Origin of the sequence: Pseudomonas sp. BMW13 (genome assembly GCF_013357275.1) — a bacterium.
Lineage (GTDB): Bacteria > Pseudomonadota > Gammaproteobacteria > Pseudomonadales > Pseudomonadaceae > Aquipseudomonas > Aquipseudomonas khazarica.
Genome location: NZ_SUKD01000022.1, coordinates 128,075 through 150,485 on the forward strand (window position 1 = coordinate 128,075; position 22,411 = coordinate 150,485).

Annotated in this window: 28 protein-coding genes and 1 pseudogene; 11 read left to right on the forward strand and 18 right to left on the reverse strand. The window is 63.8% G+C overall.

Features of this window, described 5'->3' with window-relative positions; genetic code table 11:
* From E4487_RS17265 to E4487_RS17280, 5 genes and pseudogenes are all read right to left on the reverse strand, one after another.
* Nucleotides 1-1,701: pseudogene (locus E4487_RS17265) on the reverse strand (putative bifunctional diguanylate cyclase/phosphodiesterase).
* Between the two features lie 378 nt (nucleotides 1,702-2,079).
* A complete protein-coding gene (locus tag E4487_RS17270) occupies nucleotides 2,080-2,253 on the reverse strand; it encodes a hypothetical protein (protein ID WP_167494343.1) in 174 nt (57 codons plus the stop codon).
* Between the two features lie 176 nt (nucleotides 2,254-2,429).
* On the reverse strand, nucleotides 2,430-2,519 hold the full coding sequence (locus E4487_RS24710) for a helix-turn-helix transcriptional regulator (RefSeq protein WP_333983971.1): 90 nt from the start codon (nucleotides 2,517-2,519) through the stop codon (nucleotides 2,430-2,432).
* A 3-nt stretch (nucleotides 2,520-2,522) separates the two neighbouring features.
* Entirely contained in the window at nucleotides 2,523-3,788 is a 1,266-nt protein-coding gene (locus E4487_RS17275; protein WP_175253949.1) for an NADH:flavin oxidoreductase/NADH oxidase family protein, read from the reverse strand.
* 163 nt (nucleotides 3,789-3,951) lie between these two features.
* Nucleotides 3,952-4,389, reverse strand: a complete 438-nt coding sequence (locus tag E4487_RS17280) for a MerR family transcriptional regulator (protein ID WP_037047965.1) — start codon at nucleotides 4,387-4,389, stop codon at nucleotides 3,952-3,954.
* Nucleotides 4,390-4,584: 195 nt separating this feature from the next.
* Between E4487_RS17280 and E4487_RS17285 the strand changes: the two genes are divergently transcribed.
* Nucleotides 4,585-5,334, forward strand: a complete 750-nt coding sequence (locus E4487_RS17285; protein ID WP_175253950.1) for an ABC transporter substrate-binding protein — start codon at nucleotides 4,585-4,587, stop codon at nucleotides 5,332-5,334.
* Nucleotides 5,335-5,385: 51 nt separating this feature from the next.
* Here E4487_RS17285 and E4487_RS17290 read toward each other — a convergent pair whose 3' ends face one another.
* From E4487_RS17290 to E4487_RS17300, 3 genes are all read right to left on the reverse strand, one after another.
* Nucleotides 5,386-5,772, reverse strand: a complete 387-nt coding sequence (locus tag E4487_RS17290) for a cupin domain-containing protein (RefSeq protein WP_037047959.1) — start codon at nucleotides 5,770-5,772, stop codon at nucleotides 5,386-5,388.
* A gap of 64 nt (nucleotides 5,773-5,836) precedes the next feature.
* Nucleotides 5,837-6,646 (reverse strand): AraC family transcriptional regulator, encoded by an 810-nt coding sequence (locus tag E4487_RS17295; protein ID WP_373921542.1) that lies wholly within the window; start codon nucleotides 6,644-6,646, stop codon nucleotides 5,837-5,839.
* A gap of 121 nt (nucleotides 6,647-6,767) precedes the next feature.
* Entirely contained in the window at nucleotides 6,768-7,670 is a 903-nt protein-coding gene (locus tag E4487_RS17300; protein ID WP_175253951.1) for a LysR family transcriptional regulator, read from the reverse strand.
* 101 nt (nucleotides 7,671-7,771) lie between these two features.
* Here E4487_RS17300 and E4487_RS17305 point away from each other — a divergent pair, with 101 nt between their 5' ends.
* The 4 genes from E4487_RS17305 (at nucleotide 7,772) to E4487_RS17320 (ending at nucleotide 10,501) form a co-directional block, all read left to right on the forward strand.
* Complete coding sequence (locus E4487_RS17305) at nucleotides 7,772-8,215, forward strand: cupin domain-containing protein (protein WP_175253952.1); 444 nt, start codon at nucleotides 7,772-7,774, stop codon at nucleotides 8,213-8,215.
* A 38-nt stretch (nucleotides 8,216-8,253) separates the two neighbouring features.
* Entirely contained in the window at nucleotides 8,254-9,198 is a 945-nt protein-coding gene (locus tag E4487_RS17310; RefSeq protein ID WP_175253953.1) for an alpha/beta hydrolase, read from the forward strand.
* 75 nt (nucleotides 9,199-9,273) lie between these two features.
* The gene (locus E4487_RS17315; protein ID WP_175253954.1) at nucleotides 9,274-9,768 is read left to right on the forward strand and encodes a cupin domain-containing protein; all 495 of its coding nucleotides are present in this window, start codon (nucleotides 9,274-9,276) and stop codon (nucleotides 9,766-9,768) included.
* On the forward strand, nucleotides 9,737-10,501 hold the full coding sequence (locus tag E4487_RS17320; protein ID WP_175253955.1) for a carboxymuconolactone decarboxylase family protein: 765 nt from the start codon (nucleotides 9,737-9,739) through the stop codon (nucleotides 10,499-10,501). Before E4487_RS17315 ends, E4487_RS17320 begins: the two co-directional genes overlap by 32 nt.
* A 31-nt stretch (nucleotides 10,502-10,532) precedes the next feature.
* Here the strand turns inward: E4487_RS17320 and E4487_RS17325 are convergent, their stop codons facing one another.
* Nucleotides 10,533-11,201 (reverse strand): phytanoyl-CoA dioxygenase family protein, encoded by a 669-nt coding sequence (locus tag E4487_RS17325; protein WP_175254018.1) that lies wholly within the window; start codon nucleotides 11,199-11,201, stop codon nucleotides 10,533-10,535.
* 155 nt (nucleotides 11,202-11,356) lie between these two features.
* Between E4487_RS17325 and E4487_RS17330 the strand changes: the two genes are divergently transcribed.
* A complete protein-coding gene (locus E4487_RS17330; protein WP_047592557.1) occupies nucleotides 11,357-11,836 on the forward strand; it encodes a hypothetical protein in 480 nt (159 codons plus the stop codon).
* A gap of 12 nt (nucleotides 11,837-11,848) precedes the next feature.
* Here the strand turns inward: E4487_RS17330 and E4487_RS17335 are convergent, their stop codons facing one another.
* Complete coding sequence (locus E4487_RS17335; RefSeq protein WP_150609890.1) at nucleotides 11,849-12,328, reverse strand: VOC family protein; 480 nt, start codon at nucleotides 12,326-12,328, stop codon at nucleotides 11,849-11,851.
* An 88-nt stretch (nucleotides 12,329-12,416) separates the two neighbouring features.
* Complete coding sequence (locus E4487_RS17340) at nucleotides 12,417-12,869, reverse strand: Lrp/AsnC family transcriptional regulator (RefSeq protein WP_037047941.1); 453 nt, start codon at nucleotides 12,867-12,869, stop codon at nucleotides 12,417-12,419.
* An 85-nt stretch (nucleotides 12,870-12,954) separates the two neighbouring features.
* On the opposite strand from E4487_RS17340, the gene E4487_RS17345 reads away from it, so the two are divergent.
* On the forward strand, nucleotides 12,955-13,584 hold the full coding sequence (locus E4487_RS17345) for a LysE family translocator (RefSeq protein WP_244229938.1): 630 nt from the start codon (nucleotides 12,955-12,957) through the stop codon (nucleotides 13,582-13,584).
* Between the two features lie 154 nt (nucleotides 13,585-13,738).
* On the opposite strand, the gene E4487_RS17350 is transcribed toward E4487_RS17345, so the two are convergent.
* The 6 genes from E4487_RS17350 to E4487_RS17375 form a co-directional block, all read right to left on the reverse strand.
* A complete protein-coding gene (locus tag E4487_RS17350; protein WP_175253956.1) occupies nucleotides 13,739-14,176 on the reverse strand; it encodes a hypothetical protein in 438 nt (145 codons plus the stop codon).
* Nucleotides 14,176-15,021: an enoyl-CoA hydratase/isomerase family protein gene (locus E4487_RS17355; protein WP_037047935.1), complete on the reverse strand. Its 846-nt coding sequence runs from the start codon at nucleotides 15,019-15,021 to the stop codon at nucleotides 14,176-14,178. Before E4487_RS17355 ends, E4487_RS17350 begins: the two co-directional genes overlap by 1 nt.
* Nucleotides 15,022-15,053: 32 nt before the next feature.
* On the reverse strand, nucleotides 15,054-15,785 hold the full coding sequence (locus E4487_RS17360) for a nitroreductase family protein (protein WP_150609887.1): 732 nt from the start codon (nucleotides 15,783-15,785) through the stop codon (nucleotides 15,054-15,056).
* Nucleotides 15,782-16,696, reverse strand: coding sequence for an alpha/beta fold hydrolase (locus tag E4487_RS17365; protein ID WP_175253957.1), 915 nt, complete (start codon nucleotides 16,694-16,696; stop codon nucleotides 15,782-15,784). The genes E4487_RS17360 and E4487_RS17365 overlap by 4 nt, the downstream gene beginning before the upstream one ends.
* The gene (locus tag E4487_RS17370) at nucleotides 16,693-18,381 is read right to left on the reverse strand and encodes an AMP-binding protein (protein WP_175253958.1); all 1,689 of its coding nucleotides are present in this window, start codon (nucleotides 18,379-18,381) and stop codon (nucleotides 16,693-16,695) included. Before E4487_RS17370 ends, E4487_RS17365 begins: the two co-directional genes overlap by 4 nt.
* Nucleotides 18,382-18,466: 85 nt before the next feature.
* Nucleotides 18,467-19,264 (reverse strand): crotonase/enoyl-CoA hydratase family protein, encoded by a 798-nt coding sequence (locus E4487_RS17375; protein ID WP_175253959.1) that lies wholly within the window; start codon nucleotides 19,262-19,264, stop codon nucleotides 18,467-18,469.
* A gap of 153 nt (nucleotides 19,265-19,417) precedes the next feature.
* Between E4487_RS17375 and E4487_RS17380 the strand changes: the two genes are divergently transcribed.
* Nucleotides 19,418-19,981 (forward strand): TetR/AcrR family transcriptional regulator, encoded by a 564-nt coding sequence (locus tag E4487_RS17380; protein ID WP_037048355.1) that lies wholly within the window; start codon nucleotides 19,418-19,420, stop codon nucleotides 19,979-19,981.
* Between the two features lie 81 nt (nucleotides 19,982-20,062).
* A complete protein-coding gene (locus tag E4487_RS17385; RefSeq protein WP_037047925.1) occupies nucleotides 20,063-20,539 on the forward strand; it encodes a PaaI family thioesterase in 477 nt (158 codons plus the stop codon).
* A 42-nt stretch (nucleotides 20,540-20,581) separates the two neighbouring features.
* Here E4487_RS17385 and E4487_RS17390 read toward each other — a convergent pair whose 3' ends face one another.
* Nucleotides 20,582-21,166, reverse strand: a complete 585-nt coding sequence (locus tag E4487_RS17390) for a TetR/AcrR family transcriptional regulator (RefSeq protein ID WP_081876427.1) — start codon at nucleotides 21,164-21,166, stop codon at nucleotides 20,582-20,584.
* Nucleotides 21,167-21,293: 127 nt separating this feature from the next.
* Here E4487_RS17390 and E4487_RS17395 point away from each other — a divergent pair, with 127 nt between their 5' ends.
* A complete protein-coding gene (locus tag E4487_RS17395) occupies nucleotides 21,294-21,689 on the forward strand; it encodes a cupin domain-containing protein (RefSeq protein WP_051800527.1) in 396 nt (131 codons plus the stop codon).
* A 384-nt stretch (nucleotides 21,690-22,073) separates the two neighbouring features.
* Nucleotides 22,074-22,376 carry a helix-turn-helix transcriptional regulator gene (locus E4487_RS17400; RefSeq protein WP_037047921.1) on the forward strand — a complete coding sequence of 101 codons (303 nt, stop codon included), beginning with the start codon at nucleotides 22,074-22,076 and terminating at the stop codon, nucleotides 22,374-22,376.
* The last annotated feature ends 35 nt before the right edge of the window (nucleotides 22,377-22,411 follow it).

The following is a 22,411-nucleotide window of genomic DNA, read 5'->3' on the forward strand; positions in this document are numbered from 1 at the left end:
TCAGTTGTGCTCGAGTGCTGGCAGCAGATCCAGGTTCTTGCGCAGTTGCTCGAAGGGCATGGGGCGGCAGTAGAGGTAACCCTGCATCAACTCGCAGCCCAGTGCGAGCAGTTGCTGCGACTGTTCGCTGCACTCCACGCCCTCGGCGACCAGCTCCAGGTCCAGTGCCTGGCCCATGCGCACGATGGCCTCGATGATCGCAGCATCGCTGCGATCCGTCAGCATGTCGCGCACGAAGCTCTGATCGATCTTCAGCACATCGATCGGCAGGCGCTTGAGGTAGGACAGGCTCGAATAGCCGGTGCCGAAGTCGTCGATGGCGATGCGCACGCCCATGTGCTTGAGCTCGTCGAGCAGGGCCCGGGTCTGGTCCATGTCGCGCGCCAGCACCCCTTCGGTGATCTCCAGTTCCAGCAGTTCCGCTGGCAGGCCGGTGTCGTTGAGCACTTCCTTGATCATGTCGAGGAAGGACTCCTCGCGGAACTGCACCACCGAGATGTTGACCCCGACGCACAGGCGTTTGCCCTGGTCGAGCAGCAGCTTGGCATCGTGGCAGGCCTGGTGGAGGACCTACTTGCCCATCGGTACGATCAGGCCGGTTTCTTCCGCCAGCGGGATGAACTCGGCAGGGGAGACCAGTTCGCCGTCGGCTCGGCGCCAGCGGATCAGCGCCTCCATGCCGCAACTCTGCTGACGACTGACATCGAAACGAAGCTGGTAAAAGACTTCGAAGACCCCCGACTCCAGCGCGCTGCGCATGTGGCTTTCGAGCAGGTGGCGGGCTCTGGCATCGCTCTCGATGCTCTGGGAGAAGAAGCGATAGCGGTTGCGACCCTCCTGCTTGGCCTGGTACATCGCGGCATCGGCCTGGCGATAGAGGGATTCGAGGTCGTCGCCGTCATCCGGGAACACGCTCACGCCGATGCAGGCGGACAGGTCGAAGCGACTGCCGGCGATGTTCATCGGCATCGCGATGACTTCCAGCAAGCGCTCCACGTAGTCGCTGATCACCTCCGAGCGCTGGATATCGGTCACCAGGATGACGAACTCATCACCGCCCTGGCGGCTGACGGTGTCGAGGTTGCGTGATACCTCGGTCAGGCGTGCGCTGACCTCCTTGAGAATCAGGTCGCCCGTCGAGTGGCCCAGGGTGTCGTTGATGCCCTTGAAGTTGTCCAGGTCCAGCAACAGCAGGGCGAGGCGGCTGCCGCTGCGCCGCGCTTTCTGCAGCATCTGCTCGGCGCGGTCGCGCAGCAGCATGCGATTGGGCAGGTTGGTCAGCGCGTCGAAGTAGGCCAGCCGCTTGGCTTCCGTCCGCAGGTTGAGGTGCGCACGGACATGGGCGCGCACCACGGGAATGCTCAGCGGTTTCTGGATGAAGTCGATGGCGCCTTGCTCCAGCGCCGCCACTTCATTCTCCGTCTGGGTGTGCGCGGTGACGAACAGGATGGCGGCATCGCACAGCTTGGCGTCGGCCTTGATCAGGCGGCACAGCTCGAAACCGCTCATGCCGGGCATCTCGATATCCAGCAGGACCACATCGGGCCGACAGAACCGTGCGACCTCCAGCGCCATGCGTCCGTCATGAGCGATATGCACCTGCGCCAGCTCACCGACCGCCTCTTGCAGGATTCTGATGTCGCTGGACTGGTCATCGACGATGAGAATGACGGGAGACGGGTCGAACCTGTTTTCAGACATGCAATAGCTCCGGAACTCCACTTTCCTGAGGGTGAGACTAGACCAGTTCGTGACATGTGCAGGGCGTTTGCGCCGTGGTTCATGGCAGATAGTCAGCCGGTGCAGGGAGGGCCCGACGCTGGCGGTGCCGCGGCGGATTGCCTGCTCCGTGGCAACTGCGAGATTCAGGGCGTTTGGCGTCGGACTGGCCAGGGTTTGGCGAGGGGCGACGCGCCCGGACGAGAGGGCTGCGCTGGGGGAAAAATCGGATGGGCGGTCGCACCGTGGATGGCTGTCGCCAGGCGCGGAAGGGCCCGAGGTTTCGGATCAGGGCCGACAAGGGCGCTGCAAAGCGGGAAGGCTGCTGCCGTTTTTCACGAAAACGGCAGCAGTCTCGGATCATCCTTGTGGCTGTGCCTCTTCCAGCGATCTGCGGTAGGCGTCGGCTTCGTCCTGCGAGGGGAAGATGCCGACCAGCTCCCCATTCTGGATCACATCCCAGACCACGGCTCCCATGGCGCGGGCTTCACGGGAAAGATGTTCGCTGTCACGCTCGTGCACGATCACGTTCATGCTTGTCTCCTCGAAATACGGATGCGGCGAAATGTCGCATTCCGTTTATACGCTTCGTTAGCAAGCTAATTAAACCGCCGATCTGGCAAAGGACTGTTGCACCCATGCAACGAGCGAAATGGATTTTTCGTTGTCAAGGGGCACTCGGCGCCGGCGCGTGGCCGTGGCATGCGGGGTCAGGCACGCCCGTATTGCTGGCGATATTGCCCGGGCGTCAAGCCGGTCAGCGCCTTGAACAGGCGCCGCAGATTGGTCGCGCTGCTGATACCTCAGGATGGCGAAGTGCTGACGTTCTGATCCCGGCCTGCCGCGCGCTGCGTCATCCAGCGCCGGTACTGGCGAGTCCGGAAGATGTCCTTCACCTGCTGCGTCAGCAGTGCCCACAACGGCGACACGCCGGGCTGGCTGTCCCGGCCCTGGCTGAGCTTGTGCAGCTGGTATTTCACCACTGCCATGTTCGCCAGCGAGGCCAGCACCTTGTTCTTCCAGGTGATCGGCGGCAGTTGCGGGGCGCTGCCCAGGCCGAGTTGCCAGTCGCGCGGCAGGTTCGGCTCGATGGCCAGCGCGGTGCCGATGCCGACCATCTCGATGCCGCTGGCCAGCACGTCCTGGGCGATCGGTGCGCGACGGATACCGCCGGTGACCATGATCGGCATGTGCGCCACCGCGCGAATCTCGCGGGCGAATTCGAGGAAGTAGGCCTCACGCGCCAGGGTGCGCCCATCGCGTGTCTGGCCCTGCATGGCCGGGGCCTCGTAGCTGCCGCCGGACAGTTCGACCAGGTCCACATCCAGCTCGTTGAGCAGGCGCACCACTTGCTGTGCGTCGTCGGCACTGAAGCCGCCGCGCTGGAAGTCCGCCGAGTTGAGCTTGACCGCCACGGCGAAGCCGGGTGAGACCACGCCGCGCACCGCCTTGACGATCTCCAGCAGCAGGCGTGCGCGGTTCTCCAGCGAGCCGCCCCACTGGTCGCTGCGCTGGTTGGTCAGGGGCGACAGGAACTGGTTGAGCAGGTAGCCATGGGCGGCGTGAACTTCCACCCCGGTGAAACCCGCCTGTTCAGCCAGGCGCGCGGTGCGGGCGAAGCGCTCGATCACGTCCTCGATCACCGCCTCGGTCATCGCCTGTGGCGTGGCGAAGCGCTTCGACAGGTTGCCCAGCTCCAGCGGCACCGCCGAGGGCGCCCAGGTCGGCTGGCCCAGGTTGGCCTGCATCTGCCGGCCAGGGTGATTGATCTGCAGCCAGAACTGCGCCCCCTTGGCGCGGCCAATGCGGGCCCAGCGCTGGAAGCGGGCCAGCTGCTGCTCATCCTCCAGCACCACGCCACCCGGCCCGGTCATGGCGCGCCTGTCGACCATCACGTTGCCGCTGATCAGCAGGCCGCTGCCGCCGTCCGCCCAGGCCTCATACAGGCGCAGCAGCGGTTCGGACGGTGCGTGGTCGGCGTCCGCCATGTTTTCTTCCATCGCCGCCTTGGCGATGCGGTTGGGAAGGGTCGAGCCATTGGGCAGGGTGAGACTGTCGAACAGATTCATGGGGGGCCTCCTCGGCTGAGCGTGAGGTGACCTTAACTTTAAAGTTCACTTTAATGTCAATGGCCCATTTCATCCCGGAACAGTATTTTTGCAGACGCTGAAGAAACAGCGTTCAAGCCGCTTGAGCCTGGGTGGCCGGCTCGTCAGCGAGTCGGCTGCCTGCCTACCTCTTCACGCGCTTGCCCGGCTCGTTCATCTCCCCCAGATTCATCTTCGACAGGACCCGCTTGGCGTTGGCTGCACAGTCCAGGTCACCGGGTTTGCTCTCGATCTCGTGGATCAGCGCGAGCAGGTGCGTCTTGCTCTGGGCGAGCCGCTGCTCCAGCGCTTCGATGTCGCGGACCTTGCCCTGCAGGGTGTCGAGCAGCTTGCCATGCTCCCATTGCGACAGGTCCTGCGGCAGCAGGCTGCGCAGCTCGTCGAGGCTGAAGCCGGCCTGCTGGGCGGTGGTGATCAGGTTGAGCACCAGCACGGCTTCTTCCGGGTAGCTGCGATAGCCGTTCGCCTGACGCTCCACCAGCTTGAGCAGGCCGATGCTCTCGTAGAAGCGGATACGCGAGGCTGCAAGCCCCGTGCGCGTCGCCAGTTCACCAATCTTCATCTCTGTCCCGCTACCCTGAATGGTCGTCCGATTAAGCCTAACTTTAACCTTCAGGTCTGGCCATGAGCGACCTCGGGTGCATGCGGGTTTGGCGAAATGTGCCCGGCAGGGTGCAATGCTTCGCGTCTATGCTTGTCTGACTTTTCAATCCGGCAAGTCTCCGGCTCGCGACAACTTCTTCACCAGGCAGACCATTTGAAGCGTTCGATACTCACCGCAGCCCTGCTGTGTCTGCTCCTGAGCCCGCTGGCCCGCGCGGATGCGTATCGAGTGATCACCGAAGAGTGGGCACCCTACAACTATCGGGAAAATGGCCGGCTCACGGGCATGGCCACGGAGATCGTGCGGGCGATCATGGCACTGAACGGTGATGACTTCGAGATCACCCTGCTGCCCAGCATGCGCACCACGCGCACGCTGCAGAGCCAACCGCGCACGATCATGTATTCGCTGTTTCGCACCCGCGAGCGCGAGCCGCAGTACAAGTGGGTGGGGCCGATCCTCGAAGAGTCCATCCATCCCTATCAGCGGGCCGATGCGTCACAGCCGATAGACACCCTGGAGCAACTGCTGCAGGCGCCACGTGTCACCACCCGGCATGCCGGCCTGGTTCCCGATGTGTTGCAGTCGCTGGGGTTCACCAACCTGGACAAGAGTGCGGCGGAGAGCTATCAGCTCTACCGCATGCTGCTGGCGGGGCGCACCGAGGTGATAGCGGGGGACACCGATGCCGGCGTGGCGTACTACTGTCGGCAACTGAACATCGCTGCCGATGCGCTGCGGCAGATCCCCGTCGAGCTGTATCGCTCGTCGTTGTACATCGCGTTCAGCCGGGACAGCGACGATGCCCTGGTCAGCGCCTGGGCCGACGCCCTGGAGCAGCTGCGCCTGTCGGGAGAACTCGCCCGCATCCAGAGGCGCTACGAGCAGATGCCGGGGCGCTAGAGCCAGGGCGCAGAGCCAGCCAGGGGCTCTGCGCGGGGTGGTGGGCTCGCTTCAGATCCAGCGATCGTTCTGCGCCGTGCGCTCGCCACCTTCTTCGCCGGTGTTGAGCACGCCACGGGGTTCGATGAGCATCATCTTCACCTCCTGCGCGGCGTAGGGCTTGTGCTCGACGCCGCGGGGCACCACGTAAAGTTCGCCGGCTTGCAGCAGTACGTGGCCATCGCGAAAGTCGATACGCAGCTGGCCTTCGAGGACGAAGAAGGCTTCGTCGGTGTCGGCATGCGAATGCCAGATGAAGTCACCTTCGATGCGGACCACCTTGAACTGGTAGTCGTTCATCTCGGCGACCACTCTGGGCGACCAGTGTTCGTCGATCAGCGCCAGCTTCTGCTGCAGGTTGATCGCTTGGGTGGCCGGGGTAGGGGATTGCTGGGTCATGCGGGGCTCCTCGTTCTGGTTGTCACCAGCCTAGCGAGGCGCCGCGGAGGCTTCTTGTACGATCCTACAGCTTGAGCATGCCGAGCCAGCGTGCCGGTGACAGGCCGAAGGCGCGGATGAAGTGGCGTGTCATGTGGCTCTGGTCGAAGAAGCCGGCGATCAGTGCGGCATCGGCCAGTGCCACGCCGGCATGTATCAGCGCGCGGCAATGGTCGAGGCGGCGCAGGGTGACGTAGCGGTAGGGGCTGGTACCGAACAGCGCGCGGAAATCCCGTGACAGGCTCCAGCGATCCCGGCCGCTGGCGTGTTCCAGGTCGTCCAGGGCGATGTTCGTGTCGAGGTGGGCATGGATGTAGGCACGGGCGCGCTCCGCTGCGACGTAGTCGAAGGCGCGGCGGCCGCGACGCTGGCCGGCCACGGCTTGCAGCGCGTGGGCCAGGTCATAGATGGCGTCGTCTTCCTCCAGCGTTTCGAACGCATGGTCCATGGTCTGCAGGAAGGACTCGCTGGCGTGGCGCAGGCGGATGTCGTCGGAGAGGCCGCCGGCGATGAAGGGCAGAGGCCGACCACCGAGCACCTGCTGGATCAGCACCGGGTCGATGTAGAGCATGCGGTAGCGAAAGCCTTCGTCGGTGCCGGCCATGCCGTCGTGCACCTCGTCGGGGTGCAGCACCAGCGTGCCGCCAGGCAGGCTGTGGCGCATGGCGCGGCGATAGCGAAAGCTCTGCACGCCGGACAGCGTGCGGCCGATGGCGTAGGTGTCGTGGCGGTGCGGATCGTAGCCGTGGCCGCTGAAATACGCCTCGATGCGCTCGATCCTTCCCGGCATCTGGCTATGCCGGACCCAGTCACGTTCAGCACTGCGTCGACTCACGGACGAGACTCCTGGCCATCGATGCGATGGCGGTTGACCCGCCACATGTTAAGGCAATGGCGTGCGAGAAGGCGATCCGTCGCCACGCTCGGCCTGCCTGCCGAGCATGCAGAACGTCTCGTCAACCTGGCGCCTGCCAGTCGCGCAGTGCATCCAGCACCACACGGAAGGCGGCCGTCTGCTGGCGCCGGCTCGGGTAGTACAGGTGATAGCCAGGGAAGCTGTCGGACCATGCCCCGAGTACCTCGGTCAGCGCTCCGCTGTCCAGATAGGGCCGTACCTGGGTATCCGGTAGCTGCGCCAGGCCTACGCCGGCCAGGCAGGCATCGAGGATCTGCAGCACGCTGTTCATGATCAGCGGGCCGCCGACACGTACGCGGAATTCGTTCTCGCCGCTGCCGAACTCCCAGGAGTAGAGGCCGCCGTGCGTGGGCAGGCGCAGGTTGATGCAGCGATGCGCGGTCAGCTCCTCCGGACGGCGCGGGGTACCGTACCGCGCCAGATAGCCAGGGGTGGCCACGGTGACCATGCGCATCTCGGGACCGATGAGAACGGCGATCATGTCCGCGTCGATGATCCCGCCCAGGCGTATGCCGGCATCGAAGCGTTCGGCAACGATGTCGGTGAGCCCGTAGTCGGTGATCAACTCCACCACCACGTCCGGGTAGGTCTCCAGCAGCGTCGCCAGCTTGGGCCAGACGACGTGGCGGGCAGCGAACTCGTCGGCGGTGATGCGCACCGTACCGGACGGGTGCTGGCGCAGATCGGAGATGGCGCTCAGGTGCGCGTCGATGCGCTCGAGCAGCGGCGCGATCTCGAGCAGCAGCTTCTCTCCCGCTTCGGTGCGCGTGACGCTGCGGGTCGTGCGCGTCAGCAGGCGCACCCCAAGGCGCTCCTCCAGGCCGCGTATGGTCTGGCTGACCGCCGAAGGCGAGACGCCGAGACGCGCGGCGGCGCGGGTGAAGTTGCGCTCCCGTGCCACCGCGATGAAAACCACCAGATCATCCATGCCGCTCGTGAACATTGTTAAGTACTGCTTCATGCCGAGTTAATTATTTTGCGTATACACGAATCAATCTGCCGTCGCTACCTTTGTCTCCTCGAGCAACGAATGAGGTGACCGACATGAGTGACAGCGATCTGGCCAGTGCCGACATGCAGGTTCACCGCGCAGGGTCGAGCCAGGCCATCGTCGGCCCGGCCGACTGGTTCACCGGGCGTGTGCGCATCGACCGCATCTTCAACGCGCCGGCTCCTGCGCGGGTTGGCGTCGCGGTGGTCAATTTCGAACCGGGGGCGCGGACCAACTGGCATACCCATCCGCTGGGCCAGGTACTGCTGGTGACCGATGGCGTGGGCTGGACGCAGTGCGAGGGTGGGCCGAAGACCGAGATTCGCCCCGGCGACCTGATCTGGTGCAACTGCGGCCGCCGCCACTGGCACGGTGCAACCGACAGCAGCGCCATGCAGCACATCGCGATCAACGAGTCGCTCGATGGCAAGCCGGTCGACTGGCTGGCGCCGGTGACGGACGCCGAGTTCCTCGCCGGCCCGGTGAAAAAGGACTGAGCCGCCGTCATTCCCTTCCCCTCAAACAGGAGCCTCTCATGGGCAACTACATTTTCGCGTTGAGTGAGCAGGTGCGCCGCCACCCGGTCAGCTATCGCAATCGCTTCGGCATCGAGCTGGCCGGCGACCTCTACCTGCCCGCTGACTTCCACAGTCGTGACGACTGGCCGGCGCTGATCATCGGCGCGCCTTATGGCGGGGTGAAGGAGCAGGGGCCGGGCGTGTACGCCAACGAGCTGGCCCAGCGCGGTTTCGTGGTACTGACCTTCGATGCCTCGCACAATGGTGAATCCGGCGGTTCGCCGCGGCGTCTGTCGTCGCCTGAGCTGTTCGTCGAGGATTTCCACGCGGGTGTCGACTTTCTCGGCAACCAGGCTGGCATCGCACGTGATGCCATCGGCGTGATCGGCATCTGTGGCTCCGGTGGCTTCGGCCTCAGCGCCGCGCAGGTCGACCCGCGCATCAAGGCCGTGGCCACCGTGAGTCTGTACGACATCTCGCGCCTGCATGCCGAGGGCTTTGCCGGCAGTCTGGACGAAGCTGCACGCAGGGCGACGCTGCAGGCCCTGGCCGAGCAGCGCTGGAGCGAGTTCGCCAGCGGGCGGGCGACGCTGGGCGAGCGCGGAGCACCGTTGCAGATCGATGCCGATACGCACCCGATAGGCCGCGAGTTCGGCGAATTCTATTCACGGCCACGCGGCTATCACGCCAATTCCAGCACCCAGTTCACCCAGACCTCGGCACAGGGCTTCATGAACTTCCCGCTGCTGGACAAGCTGCAGTGGATCTCGCCAAGGCCGCTGCTGCTGATCGTCGGCGAGCATGCCCATTCGCGCTTCTACAGCGAGGACATCTACGCCGCTGCCAGCGAGCCGAAGACGCTGCAGGTGGTGCCCGGCAGCAATCACGTCGACCTGTACGACCGTACCGATGTGATTCCTTTCGACCAGCTGCACGCGTTCTTCCACGACGCCCTGCAATGACCAGCAGCCGGCTGACGGGGAGCCGCCGGCCGACAGGGGTTGCACCGCACGTTGACTCAAGGAGATGTGATCAGCATGAACAAGCGGATCTTCACCGCGGCGCTTTGCGTCGCTGCCCTGCAGACCGGCCCAGCCCGCGCTGCAGAAACGGGCGGGGGCGAGCAGCAGATCGTGCGTGCCGGCACTCAGGCCTCGATCGCCGGCCCGGAGAGGTTCTTCACCGGCCGTGCGCGGATCGACCCGATCTGGCCGGCCGATGAGCACATCAATACCTCCGGTGCGCTGGTTACCTTCGAACCCGGCGCACGTTCGGCCTGGCATACCCATCCGGCCGGTCAGCGTCTGCTGGTTACCGCCGGCGTCGGCCTGACCCAGGAATGGGGCAAGCCGGTCCGGGTAATCCGCCCCGGCGACGTGGTCTGGTGCCCGCCAGGCGTCAAGCACTGGCACGGCGCGGCTCCGGACACGGCGATGACCCATATGGCGATCACCGCGACCCTGGACGGCAAGAACGTCAACTGGCTGGAGAAAGTGAGCGATGAGCAGTATGGCCAAACGCATCAGGACTAGGTCGGGCATGGCCATCGCTGCACTCGGCGTCGTTCTGGGCCTCGGCGAACCGGCGCGCAGCGCCATCGCCGAGGAGAACCCGGAGCAACCCGCCAGCAGCCGTGCAACCCTCGATTCACGTCAGCAGGCCATCGTGCCGATTGCAGCGTTCGCTGCCGCCGGTGATATCGCGAGGCTCAACGGCGCCCTCGAACAGGGCCTCGACCTCGGCATGAGCATCAGCGACGCCCGCGAGGTGCTGGTACAGCTCTACGCCTATGCGGGTTTTCCGCGCAGTCTCAATGCGCTGTCCGAGCTGATGAGGGGCGTCGAGGCACGCAAGGCCAGGGGCATCGAAGATGCGCCCGGGCGCGAGCCGAGTCAGCCCGTGCCCAAGGGCGATGCGCTGCTGGCTGCCGGCACGGCCAACCAGACCAGGCTGGCCGGAGCCGTGGCCGATGGGCCGTTGTTCGACTTCGCCCCGGTAGTCAACGAGTACCTGCGCGCTCACCTGTTCGGTGCCATCTTCGAACGTGACAACCTCGACTGGCAGAGCCGTGAACTGGCGACCCTGAGCATGCTCGCGGCACTGCCCGGCGCCGAGGCGCAACTGCAGGCGCACATGCGCATGAGCATGAACATCGGTATCAGTGCCGCACAGTTACGGCAGCTGAGTGAGGTGCTGGGGGAGCGCGTCACCGTCGAAGCTGCCGAGCGCGCCCAACAGGCGCTGCAGCGCCAGCTGAGCCCGTAACAGGTTTCGGCCCGGCTGGCCTTCGCACAGGCTAGCCGGCGCTCGGCAGGTGATCCGCAGGGTCGAAGCGCTCGCCGGTGTCCAGGCGAATTCCGCGCAGGTGCCGGGTGTGCAGGTACGAGGCATGCAGGGCCTCGGCGAAGTAGCTGATCAGGAGCGAGCGGCGACGTGCGCCGCTCGGGTTCAGGCTGCCCGCGTGAACCAGGTCGACATCGAACAGCAGGATGTCACCGGCCGACCCGCAGAGCTGCACGGCGAGGGATTCGTCAGGCGGCGCTCCCGGCTGCGTCCGATGGCTGCCGGGCACGATGCGGGTGGCGCCGTTGTCCTGGCCGTAGTCGTCGAGGTACACCAGGGCATTGGCGATGTCGCCCGGGCGTTGCTGTGACAGATCGCGATGCAGTTGCTGATGGCCACCGCCTGCCAGGGGTTCGCGGCCTTCTACCTGGGCGATGAAGAAACGCTCGCCAATCAACGCACTCACCCCCGCCAGAAGCAGCGGCAGGCGGCAGATGTCCAGGACCTGCGCATCATCGTCGAGCTGAGCGTGGCGCCAGTCCGCACCTCGCGGCACGGGCCACTGATCCGAAGGTCTGACGCGGGCATCGAACAGGCCGCGCAGCGCGTCCAGCCCATCCGCCGGCACGGCCTGGCGCAGCAGCACGTAGCCGTCCCGACGCAGGCGTTCATGGTCGATCATGACGTTGTCCTTCTCCTCGATGGCGGTCACGGGCCGCTCCCGCCGCGATCCTGCAACGGCAAATTCACCCACAGCCCGTGAGCAAGACTGCATACAATGCGCGCCTGATCATTTCGAGCCATGCACATGGCTGCCCCGAACGAGGAATACGCCCCATGGCCTCCCCAGACAAGCAGAAGAAACGCGCCCAGCGGGCCAAGGCCAAGGCCAAGCAGAACCGCATGGGCAAGCCGAAGAGTCACCCCATCCATCCGTTGCTGGCCAACGCGCAGATCGATGAGCCGTTCGATGATGTGGAGATCGACCTGAGCACCTTCGACTTCGCCGACATCAAGGAAAACGGTTTCGACCCGGCGCATTTCGACGACCTGTTCCAGGCGATGGCAGCGGCCGAGGGCATCAGCCTGCTCGCACTGTGCCTGGTGTTCCTGCAATACCCGGTGCTGGAACTGGTGGTTGCCGAAGAGGCGCAGGATGACGCGACCGATTTCATGATGGGCCTGCTGATCGCCTATCGTGCAGCCTTCCACGACGAAGACGAAGAGGCCGCCGTGACCTGGATCGGCAGCGACGCCTTCCAGGGTGCCTACAACGACGCCTCGACTATCCTGCAGCGGAAGAACGCACGTGGCTGATTCCCCCATCGTTCAGCCTTTCAATGCGGCCTCTATCCTGGCGATGTCGATCTTGCTCATGGTCATCATCGCCTCGAAGGCACGCCGGGCCGCCGCACGGTCCGGGCTGCCGATGGCGGCCGTGAGGATGCGCGGGGTGATCTGCCAGGAGATCCCCCACCTGTCCTTGCACCAGCCGCACTCGCTGGCCTGGCCGCCGTTGTCGATGATCGCCTGCCACAGGCGATCGGTTTCGGCCTGATCGTCGGTCGCCACCTGGAACGAGAAGGCCTCGTTGTGGCGGAACAGCGGGCCGCCGTTGAGTCCCAGGCAGGGGATACCCATGACGTCGAACCTCACCGTCAGCACATCGCCCTGCTGGCCGGAGGGGTAGTCGCCGGGGGCGTGGTGCACGGCCAGCACGGCGCTGTCGGGAAAGGTCTCGGCATAGAAGGTGGCTGCCTCCAGCGCGTCGCGGTCGTACCAGAGGCAGATGGTGTTCTTGCTGTTCATCCTGAATGTCCACGGTTGCAGCATGGACTCCAGAGTCTAGACGCGCGGCTGCGGATGGCGCATGAACCCGCGTGTTGTGCAAGCCGCGTCAGGAGCGGGTGCTCTTGCTGCTGTCCATCACGATATGGCTGGTGATGGACGAGACGTGGGGCAGGGTGCCCAGCACGTTGGTGTGGAAGTCCTTGTAGGCGCCGATGTCGGCTACCTCGACGCGTAGCAGGTATTCAACCGCGCCGGTGATGGTGTGGCACTCCACGACCTCGGGCGCCTCGGCGATGGCCCGTTCGAACGCTTCGAGGCTGGCCTTGGTGTGCTTGGACAGCCCCACCGTGAGATAGACCACGCAGCCGATGCCGAGTCGCGACCTGTCGATCACCGCCTTGTAGCCGGTGATCACGCCGCTGCGCTCCAGTTCCTGCACGCGTCTCAGGCAGGCGGAGGGCGACAGCCCCACCTGCTCGGCCAGCTTCACGTTGGTCTGGCGGGCGTCTCTGGAAAGCTCGTGCAATATACGTTGGTCTATTCGATCGATATTGGTCATATCTTGTGTTTCGTTCGCTATGGCATCAATGAATTGCAATCGAATTGCGCGCTAAGGGCAATAAAATTGTGCAATCGAAACCCAGATGGACATGACCCAGCCAATGACCGATACCAGCGTGCTTCTCTCGTTTCTGCTCTTCTGCGTGGTGATGACCGGCACGCCAGGCCCGAATAATGCGATGGTCCTGCTGGTCGGTGCGCGTGTCGGGGTATGGCGTGCGATGCCGCTGGTGGCGGGCATTTCCGTCGGCGTCGGCCTGCTCCTGGCGGCATTGGGGCTGGGCCTCGGCACGCTGCTGTCGGCCATACCCGGCTTCGATGTGGCGCTGCGTGTCGTCGGCGCAGCCTACATCCTCTGGCTTGCCTGGAAGATCGCCAGCAGTGGCCCGTTGCAGGTTCGTGATGACGACACCGCACCCATGGGGTTCTTCGGCGGGGTGGCATTCCAGTGGGTCAATCCCAAGGCCTGGGCCGTGACCATCAGCGGCGTGGCGACTTACGTACCAGCTGAGCATCACGCTCAGAACGTCCTCCTCGCGGCCGTGATCTTGCTGTTGGTCTCCGTGCCGTGCGTCGGCATCTGGGCCGTTGGCGGCGCGACGTTTCGCCGTCTGCTGATGCACCCACGCTATGCGTTGCTGTTCAACCTGAGCATGGCGTTGGTGCTGCTCGTGGCCACGCTGCCGGCGCTCGTGCAAAGCCTGGCGCTGTAGCGCCAGGCTCCGCATTGCGGCGGCGCCTGAGCGGCCTGCCCATGATTAAAAAAGAAGCCGCCCAACGAGGCGGCTCAAAGGGCCAACCCGAAGGGCCGGCAAGCAGGGGAGTAGCCCTGTTGTAGCGCGTGCGTCAGTGCGCCCGCACGCGAAGTCAGCGCACAGCCGCCAGATACAGGCCGCAGGCCAGCGCGATCAGTCCGGCCGGTATTGCCGTCAGCGATATCCTGTCGATCAGTCTGGACTGGGCAATGACATTGCCCAGATCGTCCCGTTGCGCGGCAGCATGCCGTTGCAGTACCGGCACCAGGCAGATCATGTTGCCCACTACGGCTATTGCACCGGCGACTACTTTCAGCGCGTAGATGCCATCGAAACGTCCAGGCTCGAAAAGCAGGATGCCGGTCAGCAGCACGACCAGAAAGGCGGGCGTTTCGAAGAACAGATCGATCTTGCGATGCAACTGGGCAACGGTGAAGCCGTGACTCCTGCTCTGGGCTCGGGTCCGTTCCAGCAGATATTCCACGGCTACCACCCCCAACCAGAAGGCAACGGCGAACAGGTGAAGCTGAAGCAACTGATAGTGGTTCATCACTTACCCCCTTGGTCTCGAACCAGACCAGGTGTCTGGTTGGGCTCGCCGACCCGGCGATCCGGGTGATCACGCTGAAGAAAACGCCTCAGGCCTTCTCGGGTTTCTTCGTGGTGGATGGACCGGTTGAAACACTCGGCCTCGATGCGTAACCCCTCGGCCAGAGGCTGGCCGAATCCACGCACTGCAGCTTCCTTGTCAGAGCGCATGGCTGGTTGTGGCAGTGCGCAAAGGAAGGTCGCCAATTCCATCGCGCGGGCCAATGAATGGCCCTTCGCGACGACCTCGTTAGCCAACCCCATGGCTAGCGCTTCGTGCGCGGAAATGACTCGCCCGGTCAGGATGAGCTCCATGGCCCTGCCCATGCCGATTATTCGCGGTAGTCGCTGGCTACCACCGTCAGCGAGTCCGATGTTCCAGCGTCGGCATGTCACGCCGAACGAGGCGTGTTCCTCGGCAATACGGATGTCCGCGAAACAGGCCCATTCCAGGCCCCCGGCGTACGCCACGCCGTTGACTGCCGCGATCACGGGTTTGTAGATGTCGGTCCAGCGGCTGGGGCCGAGAATGCCGGGGCGCTCTCCACGATCGTGTGCTGCGATCTCCTCGGCTGAAGATGGCACCAGGGTCAATCCTGCTTCCAGGTCGCCGCCGGCGCAGAATGCCTTGTCGCCGGCGCCTGTCATGATCGCGACCAGCGCCTCATCGTCGTCGCGAAAGCGGCGCCAGGCCTCGATCAGTTCTTCATGCGTGGTGGGGCCAATGCAGTTGCGTTTCTCGGGACGGTTCAGGCGGATGATCCTGATCGGCCCGAGGGCCTCGTATTCGATTTCGGTAAAGACCATTTCGGCGGCTCTCTTGTTGTTATCGGGACGCTTCAGTACCAGGTGACGCACTGTTCGACAGGGAAGCGTAGCCTGGGAGCGTGGATCGCCCGCTCCCCCGGTTGGCCTACTGCCAGGAGCATGATGGGGATTGCCTGGCGGGGCAGGGGCAGGACCTTCCTCAACCGCTTCTCATCGAAGCCTTCCATGGGGCAGGTGGCGTAGCCATGGCTCTGGAACGCCAGCATCAGGTTCTGCGCCGCCAGTGCGGTGGATTTCACCGCCCAAAGGCGCATCTGGCCCTGGCTGTTGGGTGTGCGCATGACCGCTTTGCGCAAGCCTGTCACGTACGTCAGGCCGCGCTTCAGCAAGCCCCTCCATCCCAGTTGCCCCTGGTTGTACTGGCGTGGCGCGCTCGTCGTGTAGAAGCGCTCGACGGCGGGCGGCACCTCGGTGGCGGGCCAGCGTTGCAGAATTTCCTGGCACGCGGACTTCCAGGTATCGGGGCGTGCCAGAACGGCAATGATCAGGGGCGCTCTGGCTGCACGTTGTCCCAGACAGACCGGGTGCAGGCGTTCGAGCCGCTGCGGGTCTGTGACGACGACGAACGACCATGGCTGAAGGTTGCATGAGCTGGGTGCCAGGACGGCGGTCTCCAGGCAATCCCTGATGACGGCATCGGGCACCTGCTGCCCGGTAAAGCAACGTACCGCACGGCGCCCGTCGACCAGCGCGCGAAAGCCGGCGGCTGTGCTATCTGTCGTCGTGCCGTCCGCCGTGGTCATTGCGCGACGCTCGCATCGGCATATGGGTGGGCGCTGCTATCAGCGCTGATCGCCTGGAACCAGTCGAGCATTTCATCCCAGATGTATGTGGAGGACGCTCTGAAGTAGCCCATGTGGCCGATGGGCTCACCCGTTTCGCCAGGCTTCAGGTCCTGGATCGCCAGGTCTGCATTGCGGTAGCCCTTGACGAACGCGTCCCGCGACGCGGGAGGTGCCCAGGGATCATCGACGGCGTTGGAGAACACGCAGGGCAGGCGAATGTCGGCATATTTCCTGGTCACAGCCTGCATGGACGGGTCGTCAAAGAAGTAGTGGGGGTGCGCGCACCAGCGTTTCCAGTCCTTGTAGACACCCAGCGGCAGGTCATCGCCCATGCCGAGAAGGCTCCAGGCCATATAGCCTTTCCAGGAAACGATCAGCGGCAGGATGGTGGACCACAGGAGGCGAACCTTGAACGCTTCTGCCCTGGGCATCCAGCCGGCCCAGCCGGCACCCGAGCCGAAGCAGTAAGCGGCGCTGACCTTGTGGTGATTGGGCAGCAGGCCGAGGCCATGACCGCCGAACGAGTGTCCCACCCAGTAGAGCGGCAGGTCGTCTGCCATGAACTCCACTGCCGCAGCCAGGTCCTGGAATCCCCAGTCCAGATAGGACATCTCGAAGCCCTTGAGCGACCTGGGTCGTGAGTCGCCGACGCCCCGGTAGTCAAGGGTCAGTACATTGAAACCCTGTGCACTCGCGTGTTCTGCGAAACGCCGATAGAAGCGCTGCTGAACGCCGGTGGCGCCGGCCACGATGAGGTTGCCCTTTTGCCTGCCACAGGCAGCGTAGCGGGTGGCTGCGAGACGATAGCCATCGCTGGCCAGCAGGCTGATCGGCTCGACCGTACCGGGATGCGCGGACAGGCGACTCATTGGTCTCGCTCCCGCGCATGGCTTTCGATCAGCGCTTTGCGCAGGACCTTGCCCACGGCGCTCTTGGGCAGTTCGTCGCAAAAGATGATGCGCCGTGGTCGTTTGTAGCTGACCAGGTGTTTTTCGCAGTGTTTCATCACGTGTTGCTCCTCCAGGTAGGGTTGGCGGCGGACGATATAGGCGACAGGCACTTCTCCGGCCTTGTCATCAGGTGTGGGTATCACCGCCGACTCACGGATGCCTGGATGGGCATTGAGGACGCGCTCGACCTCAGAAGGGAAAACCTTGAATCCGGAGCAGATGATCATCTCCTTCTTGCGGTCGATGATGCGGAGATAGCCGTCGGCATCGAAGGTGCCGACGTCACCCGTTCGAAAGAAGCCGTCGGAGGTGAACGCCGAGGCGTTGTCAGCCTCACGTTTCCAGTAGCCGCTCATGATTGCCGGGCTTCTGACGCAGATCTCGCCCTCTCCGATGGTGACCTCGCTGTCGCTCTCGTCACGCAGCGATATCTCGATTCCGCTGACCGGCAGGCCGACCGATCCAGGCCGGGAACGACCCGCCGGATTACAGGAAATCAACCCGGTTTCGGTCATTCCGTAGGCCTCGGTTATGTGGCACCCGGTAACCTGATGCCAGTGCTTGGCGGTAGCCTCAGAGACGGGCATGCCGGCGCCAAGGCAGATGACCAGCGAGCTGAAATCAAGGGCTCTGAACTCACCGTGCTCGAGCAGAGCGCTGTACAGCGTGTTCACGCCGGGAAAACTGCTGATGCGATGACGTGCCCACTCTCTGGCCAGGGCTGCAGTATCTCGTGGGTTCATCACCGGCACGGCCTTGCCTCCTCGTGCCAGGCTGAACAACAGGTTGCCGAGGCCGAGGATGTGGTAGAGCGGGACGGCCAGCAGCAGGACGTATTCGTGCTCGGCCCGACCGCTCAGATGCTGCCGCAATGCCGAGTACTGCTGTGCCACGTTGTGCAGCAGGGCACGATGGCTGATCGGGACGCCCTTGGGTTGTCCCGTCGTTCCGCCGCTATAGATGATGAAGGCGATCTGCCGAGCCTCGGGCCTTGCCATCTGTTCGCTGGCGACGGGGCGGGTCGATGTCACGCGCCGCCAGGACACCGCGTTCTCTACGGCTGCCGATTGTCCTCGAAGGCGTCTCTTGGCGATCCAGTTCACCAGCGGGCGCCTCCATCCCAGCATGTCGCCCGGGGTGACTCGGACCGAGATTGCGATGCCTGCCGCCTGTACTGCATGCTGCATCGGGCCGCTCATGGGGTCGAAAAAGAATACGGCCTTGACGTCGCTGTCCTGGAATATGTGAACCAGTTCCTGCCCGGTGTAGAGCGGGTTTACACATACGGCTGTCAGTCCTGCGCGGATGATGCCCAGGCAGGCAATGGGATGCGCCAGGAGATTGGGCAGGACAACAGCAACGCAGGCGCCTGGCTCGAGCCCCTGACGTGTCAGCCAGGCTGCGATCGAGGCACTCATGGCCTGCAGGTCGGCATAGCTGACATCCACGCCCAGGGCCGAAAGCGCAGCGGCTTCAGGCGCGCGAACAGCACCTCGGCGAAGCAGTTCATCCAGCGTGTCCAATGCCGGTTCATGCAGTTCGTTGTTGTCCTGGGTGCTCACGACCCTCAACCTGCTTTTCTCTTTCTTGTTCGGATGATTCATCGAGGGCTGCTCTGGCTGACCATGTGGGCATTGGCTACGGGTGTACGAGAGGGGCGAGGGCACGCCTCTCTCGCCAGGGCGGGTGCTAGCGGCCTTTGAACAGCGGCTCACGCTTCTGCAGCATGGCCATGACGCCTTCGCGCACGTCTTCGCTGCTGATCAGGCTGAACAGCAATGCGTTGAGCTGCGAAAGCGCTGCGTCATCGCCCTCGTCTCTGGCCTGGAAGGCTGACTGCAGCGTCACCTTGATCGCGAGAGGCGCTGCCTTGGCGATGCGCTCGGCATACTCGATGGCGCGGGCCAGCTCCTGGCCGGGCTCGACGACCTCGGTCAGCAGGCGCATGTTCAGTGCGTCGTTTGCGCCGAACTCTTCACCCGTCAGCATGTAGCGCATCGCGTTGGTCCAGCCGGCCGCTTGGGTGAAGCGCACCGTGGAGCCACCGGAAGGCGGAATGCCGCGCAGCACCTCCAGGTGCGCAAAGCGCGTGTTCCGGGCGGCGATGGCGATGTCCGCGTTGAGCACCAGCTCTATCCCGGCCGTCCAGCAGGTGCCCTGTACCGCAACGACGACCGGCTTGGTGCGGCGCGGTTTGGACACGCCCCAGGGATCGATGCCTGTGTCCGGGTATTTGAATCCGCCGGAGGCCAGCTTCGGCGTCAGTTCCATCAGGTCAAGCCCGGCCGTGAAGTGCTCGCCGTGAGCGAAGACCACCGCACAACGCAGTTCGTCGTTGCCTTCGTATTCGCCGAGGGCGAGGGCCAGGTCCGTGAGCATGGCGCTGTCGAAAGCGTTCCGTTTCCCGGCCCTGTCCAGACCGACCAGGAACAGGTTGCCGCGTTGTTCACGGGTGACGCGACCTGGGCCGCTATTCGCTTCGCTCATGAGATGCTTCTCCTGCGATGGGTTAGGCAGTGAATTATTACTTACCGAATGTTCGGTTTGAGAAAGCTAACCAAACATTTGGTAAGCGTCAAATTGAGAAGACATGGCTTATGTCGTATGATCAGCCCGCATTATCGAGAGCAGGAAATGTCCGTGCGTCCGTCAAAGATTTCTCGCGAAGAGCTGCTGCAACGTTGCGCCAACACCTTCAAGCGCCTGGGCTATCACGGCACCACGATGGATGCGCTGTCGACGGCCTGCGGCCTGACCAAGGCATCGTTCTATCACCACTACCCCAACAAGGACGCGTTGTTGAAGGACGTCCTGGGGTGGACGCACCAGCGTCTGAAGGTGTCGTTGTTCTCGCTCGCCTATGAAGAGGGGAGCCCTCCCGAGGAGAGGCTGCATGACATGGGGCAGAAGGCGAAAAAGCTGTTCCAGGACGACTCCATCGGCTGCCTGATGGGGGTCATCGCCGTTGATGCCAGCTACGGCCGAAAGGAGTTGATGGAGCCGATCCGCGCATTTCTGGACGACTGGATCGCCGCATTCGCCAAGCTCTTCGAGCCAGGAGATGCCGCTGGCGCTGAACCCAAGGCCAGGCAGCTCGTTGCCGATTACGAAGGGGCGATTCTGCTGGCGCGAATCTACAACGACCCGTCCTATATCGACGCGGTAACACGGCGAGCCATCGAACAGCTCAAGCCGACTGACTAGGAACCTTGTCCCCTGGGGTACCAGCGGACTGGGTATTGGTCAGCATCCCTCACCTGAGTGATTCCCTGAACGGTACTGGATATGCAGAAAGCAACGTCGCTGATCGATGAGATTGCCGCAGACCTGAACGGTCTGGAGCAGATGGAAGCGCTGCTTCGCTCACCGAGGAAAGTCGGGATATTCGAGTCATTGAAGCTGGAGTTCGCCGAGGTGACCAAAGGGCGTGTGGTGGTGGCCGGGATCCCCGACGCGCATGCCTACAATCCGATCGGGACGGTGCACGGCGGGTACGCTGCGACGATGCTGGACTCGGTCTGTGGCTGCGCCACCCACACCCTGCTGCAGGCCAACCAGGCCTATACCACCCTGGAGCTGAAAGTGGCATACCACCGTCCCATCACCCGTGACACCGGTCAGGTGCGTGCCATCGGCGAGGTGATGAGCGCCGGCAGGCGAGTGGCCTTTACCGAAGCCCGCATCGTGGACAGCCAGGACAGGCTCCTGGCCTCGGCGACCTCCACGCTGCTGATCATGGAAAAGCCAGCTTCGGGCAAGTGAGTGTCGGCGTCGGGCCTGATCTTTCAGGCCCCTGTGCAGGACTCAAGTCGAGCTCTCCAGCGCCCGCTGGAGTTCCTGCCATATGGCGTTCAGGGGCTCGGCACTTCGCGCGGCACGACACAACGCAACCGAGCCCTCGATCGAGGCGATGACCAGCACTGCCAGGCTCATTGCTCGAGCCTCCGACGCGCCGGAACTCAGCAGCGACTGGCTGATGATGCCTTGCCACTCGCGGAATATGGCGTTGGCCTGGTCCAGCAACTGCTCGTGGATCCGGTGATCCTGTTCCGGGCTGGCATCCCCGCGCTGCTCCGACGAATACTGCTCGACGGCCACGGCGAGCACCGCACAGCCGGCCTGAAAGTCCGTCTCCTCCAGCATCTGCCGCCACCTTGCGACGAAACATTCCAGGCCGACCACGGTGCCGTGCCGGGCGAGAAGTTCTGCCAGAGGAATACTCACCTCACGGCCTGCATGCTCGACCGCCGCCTCGAGCAATTGCTGCTTGCCCCCTGGGAAGTGGTAGGCAATGGACCCCCTTGGCGTAGCGGAGTGGCGGACCACCTCGCGAACGCTGGTGGCGCATACCCCGCGTCGGCGCAGCAGGTCCGCAGCGCCGAGGATCATCCGATCGCGTGTCGATAGAGTCATGTTTTGATTATGCCATCTGTCATATTTGATGTAGTCTCAGTCGCGGCACTATGTCACGTGGCATAGTCGTCTTCCACCCCTGTCCGCATGAGGCGACAACAACATGAATACCCGCCCGCTGCTTCCCAACCCGATTACCTCGATATCCAGAGCGTCGCTCGATACCCCGGATGGCTGGTTGCCATACCCCCTGGGAGACGATGTCCTCGAGGGCCAGCCCGATACCAGGATGAAATTGCTGCGTACCGTGGGTGTGAAAACGCCACACAAGTCGGTGGCTTTTTTCACCTCGCAGCCGGCAAAGTTTCACTGGCGGTTCGACAACGATGAAGCCTTCGTTCTGATCGAGGGAAAGATCGTGATCACCATGGATGATGGCGAGCGCCATGAGATGGGACCTGGGGATGCCATCTCGATTCCGGCCGGGCGAACCGGTGTGTGCGAGGTGCTCGAGTTCAGCCGGAAATTCACGGTCGTCACCAGCGGCGCCCAGGATTGATCGGGTCCACTCCATCGTTTCGTCGATGAGCGATGTGCCGCAGCGCAGGCCACACAGTGCTCGGGCCTGGCTTCGGCCTGTATCGACGGCGTTGCTGCTGACCCAGGACGAAGCGGTGGGGGCTACCACCGCTTCGTCTCCAGGCAGGCGTTCCTGCGGTCGCCATTCTGCAAGGCCTGGAACAGGCTCTGCTGACGAGGACGGGGAGGTCTCCCGGGCTCAGTCACCATCAGTCAGGCGCCCGTGCTGAAAACATCGAGCGAGCTACCCGGTCGTGCCATCTGTCGGCGAGGGCGAATTGTTCAGGCGGAGGTCCGGGGCATGTGCCCGACGGGCGGCTTAACGCTGAATTGACATATCGGTAAATCTCGATATTATCGCGGCATGGACCTGATCAGCATATTCAAAGCCCTGTCGAACCCTACGCGCCTCGAGATCCTCAGAAGGTTGAAGGATCCCGAGAAGGGCTTTCCTCCGCAGGATGAAGGGGACGTGCACACGGTGGGTGTCTGCGTCAGCAGCATCCAGGAAGGTGTCGGTCTGTCGCAGTCGACGGTGTCCGATTACCTGGCGACGCTGCAGCGAGCGGGGCTGGTGGAGGTCCGTCGTGTCGGGCAGTGGACCTACTACAAACGCAACGAAGCGAACATCAGTGCGCTTGCCGAGTTCCTTGGCAAGGAGCTGTAATCTTTTGATCTGATATATCGATATTTTCCGATATC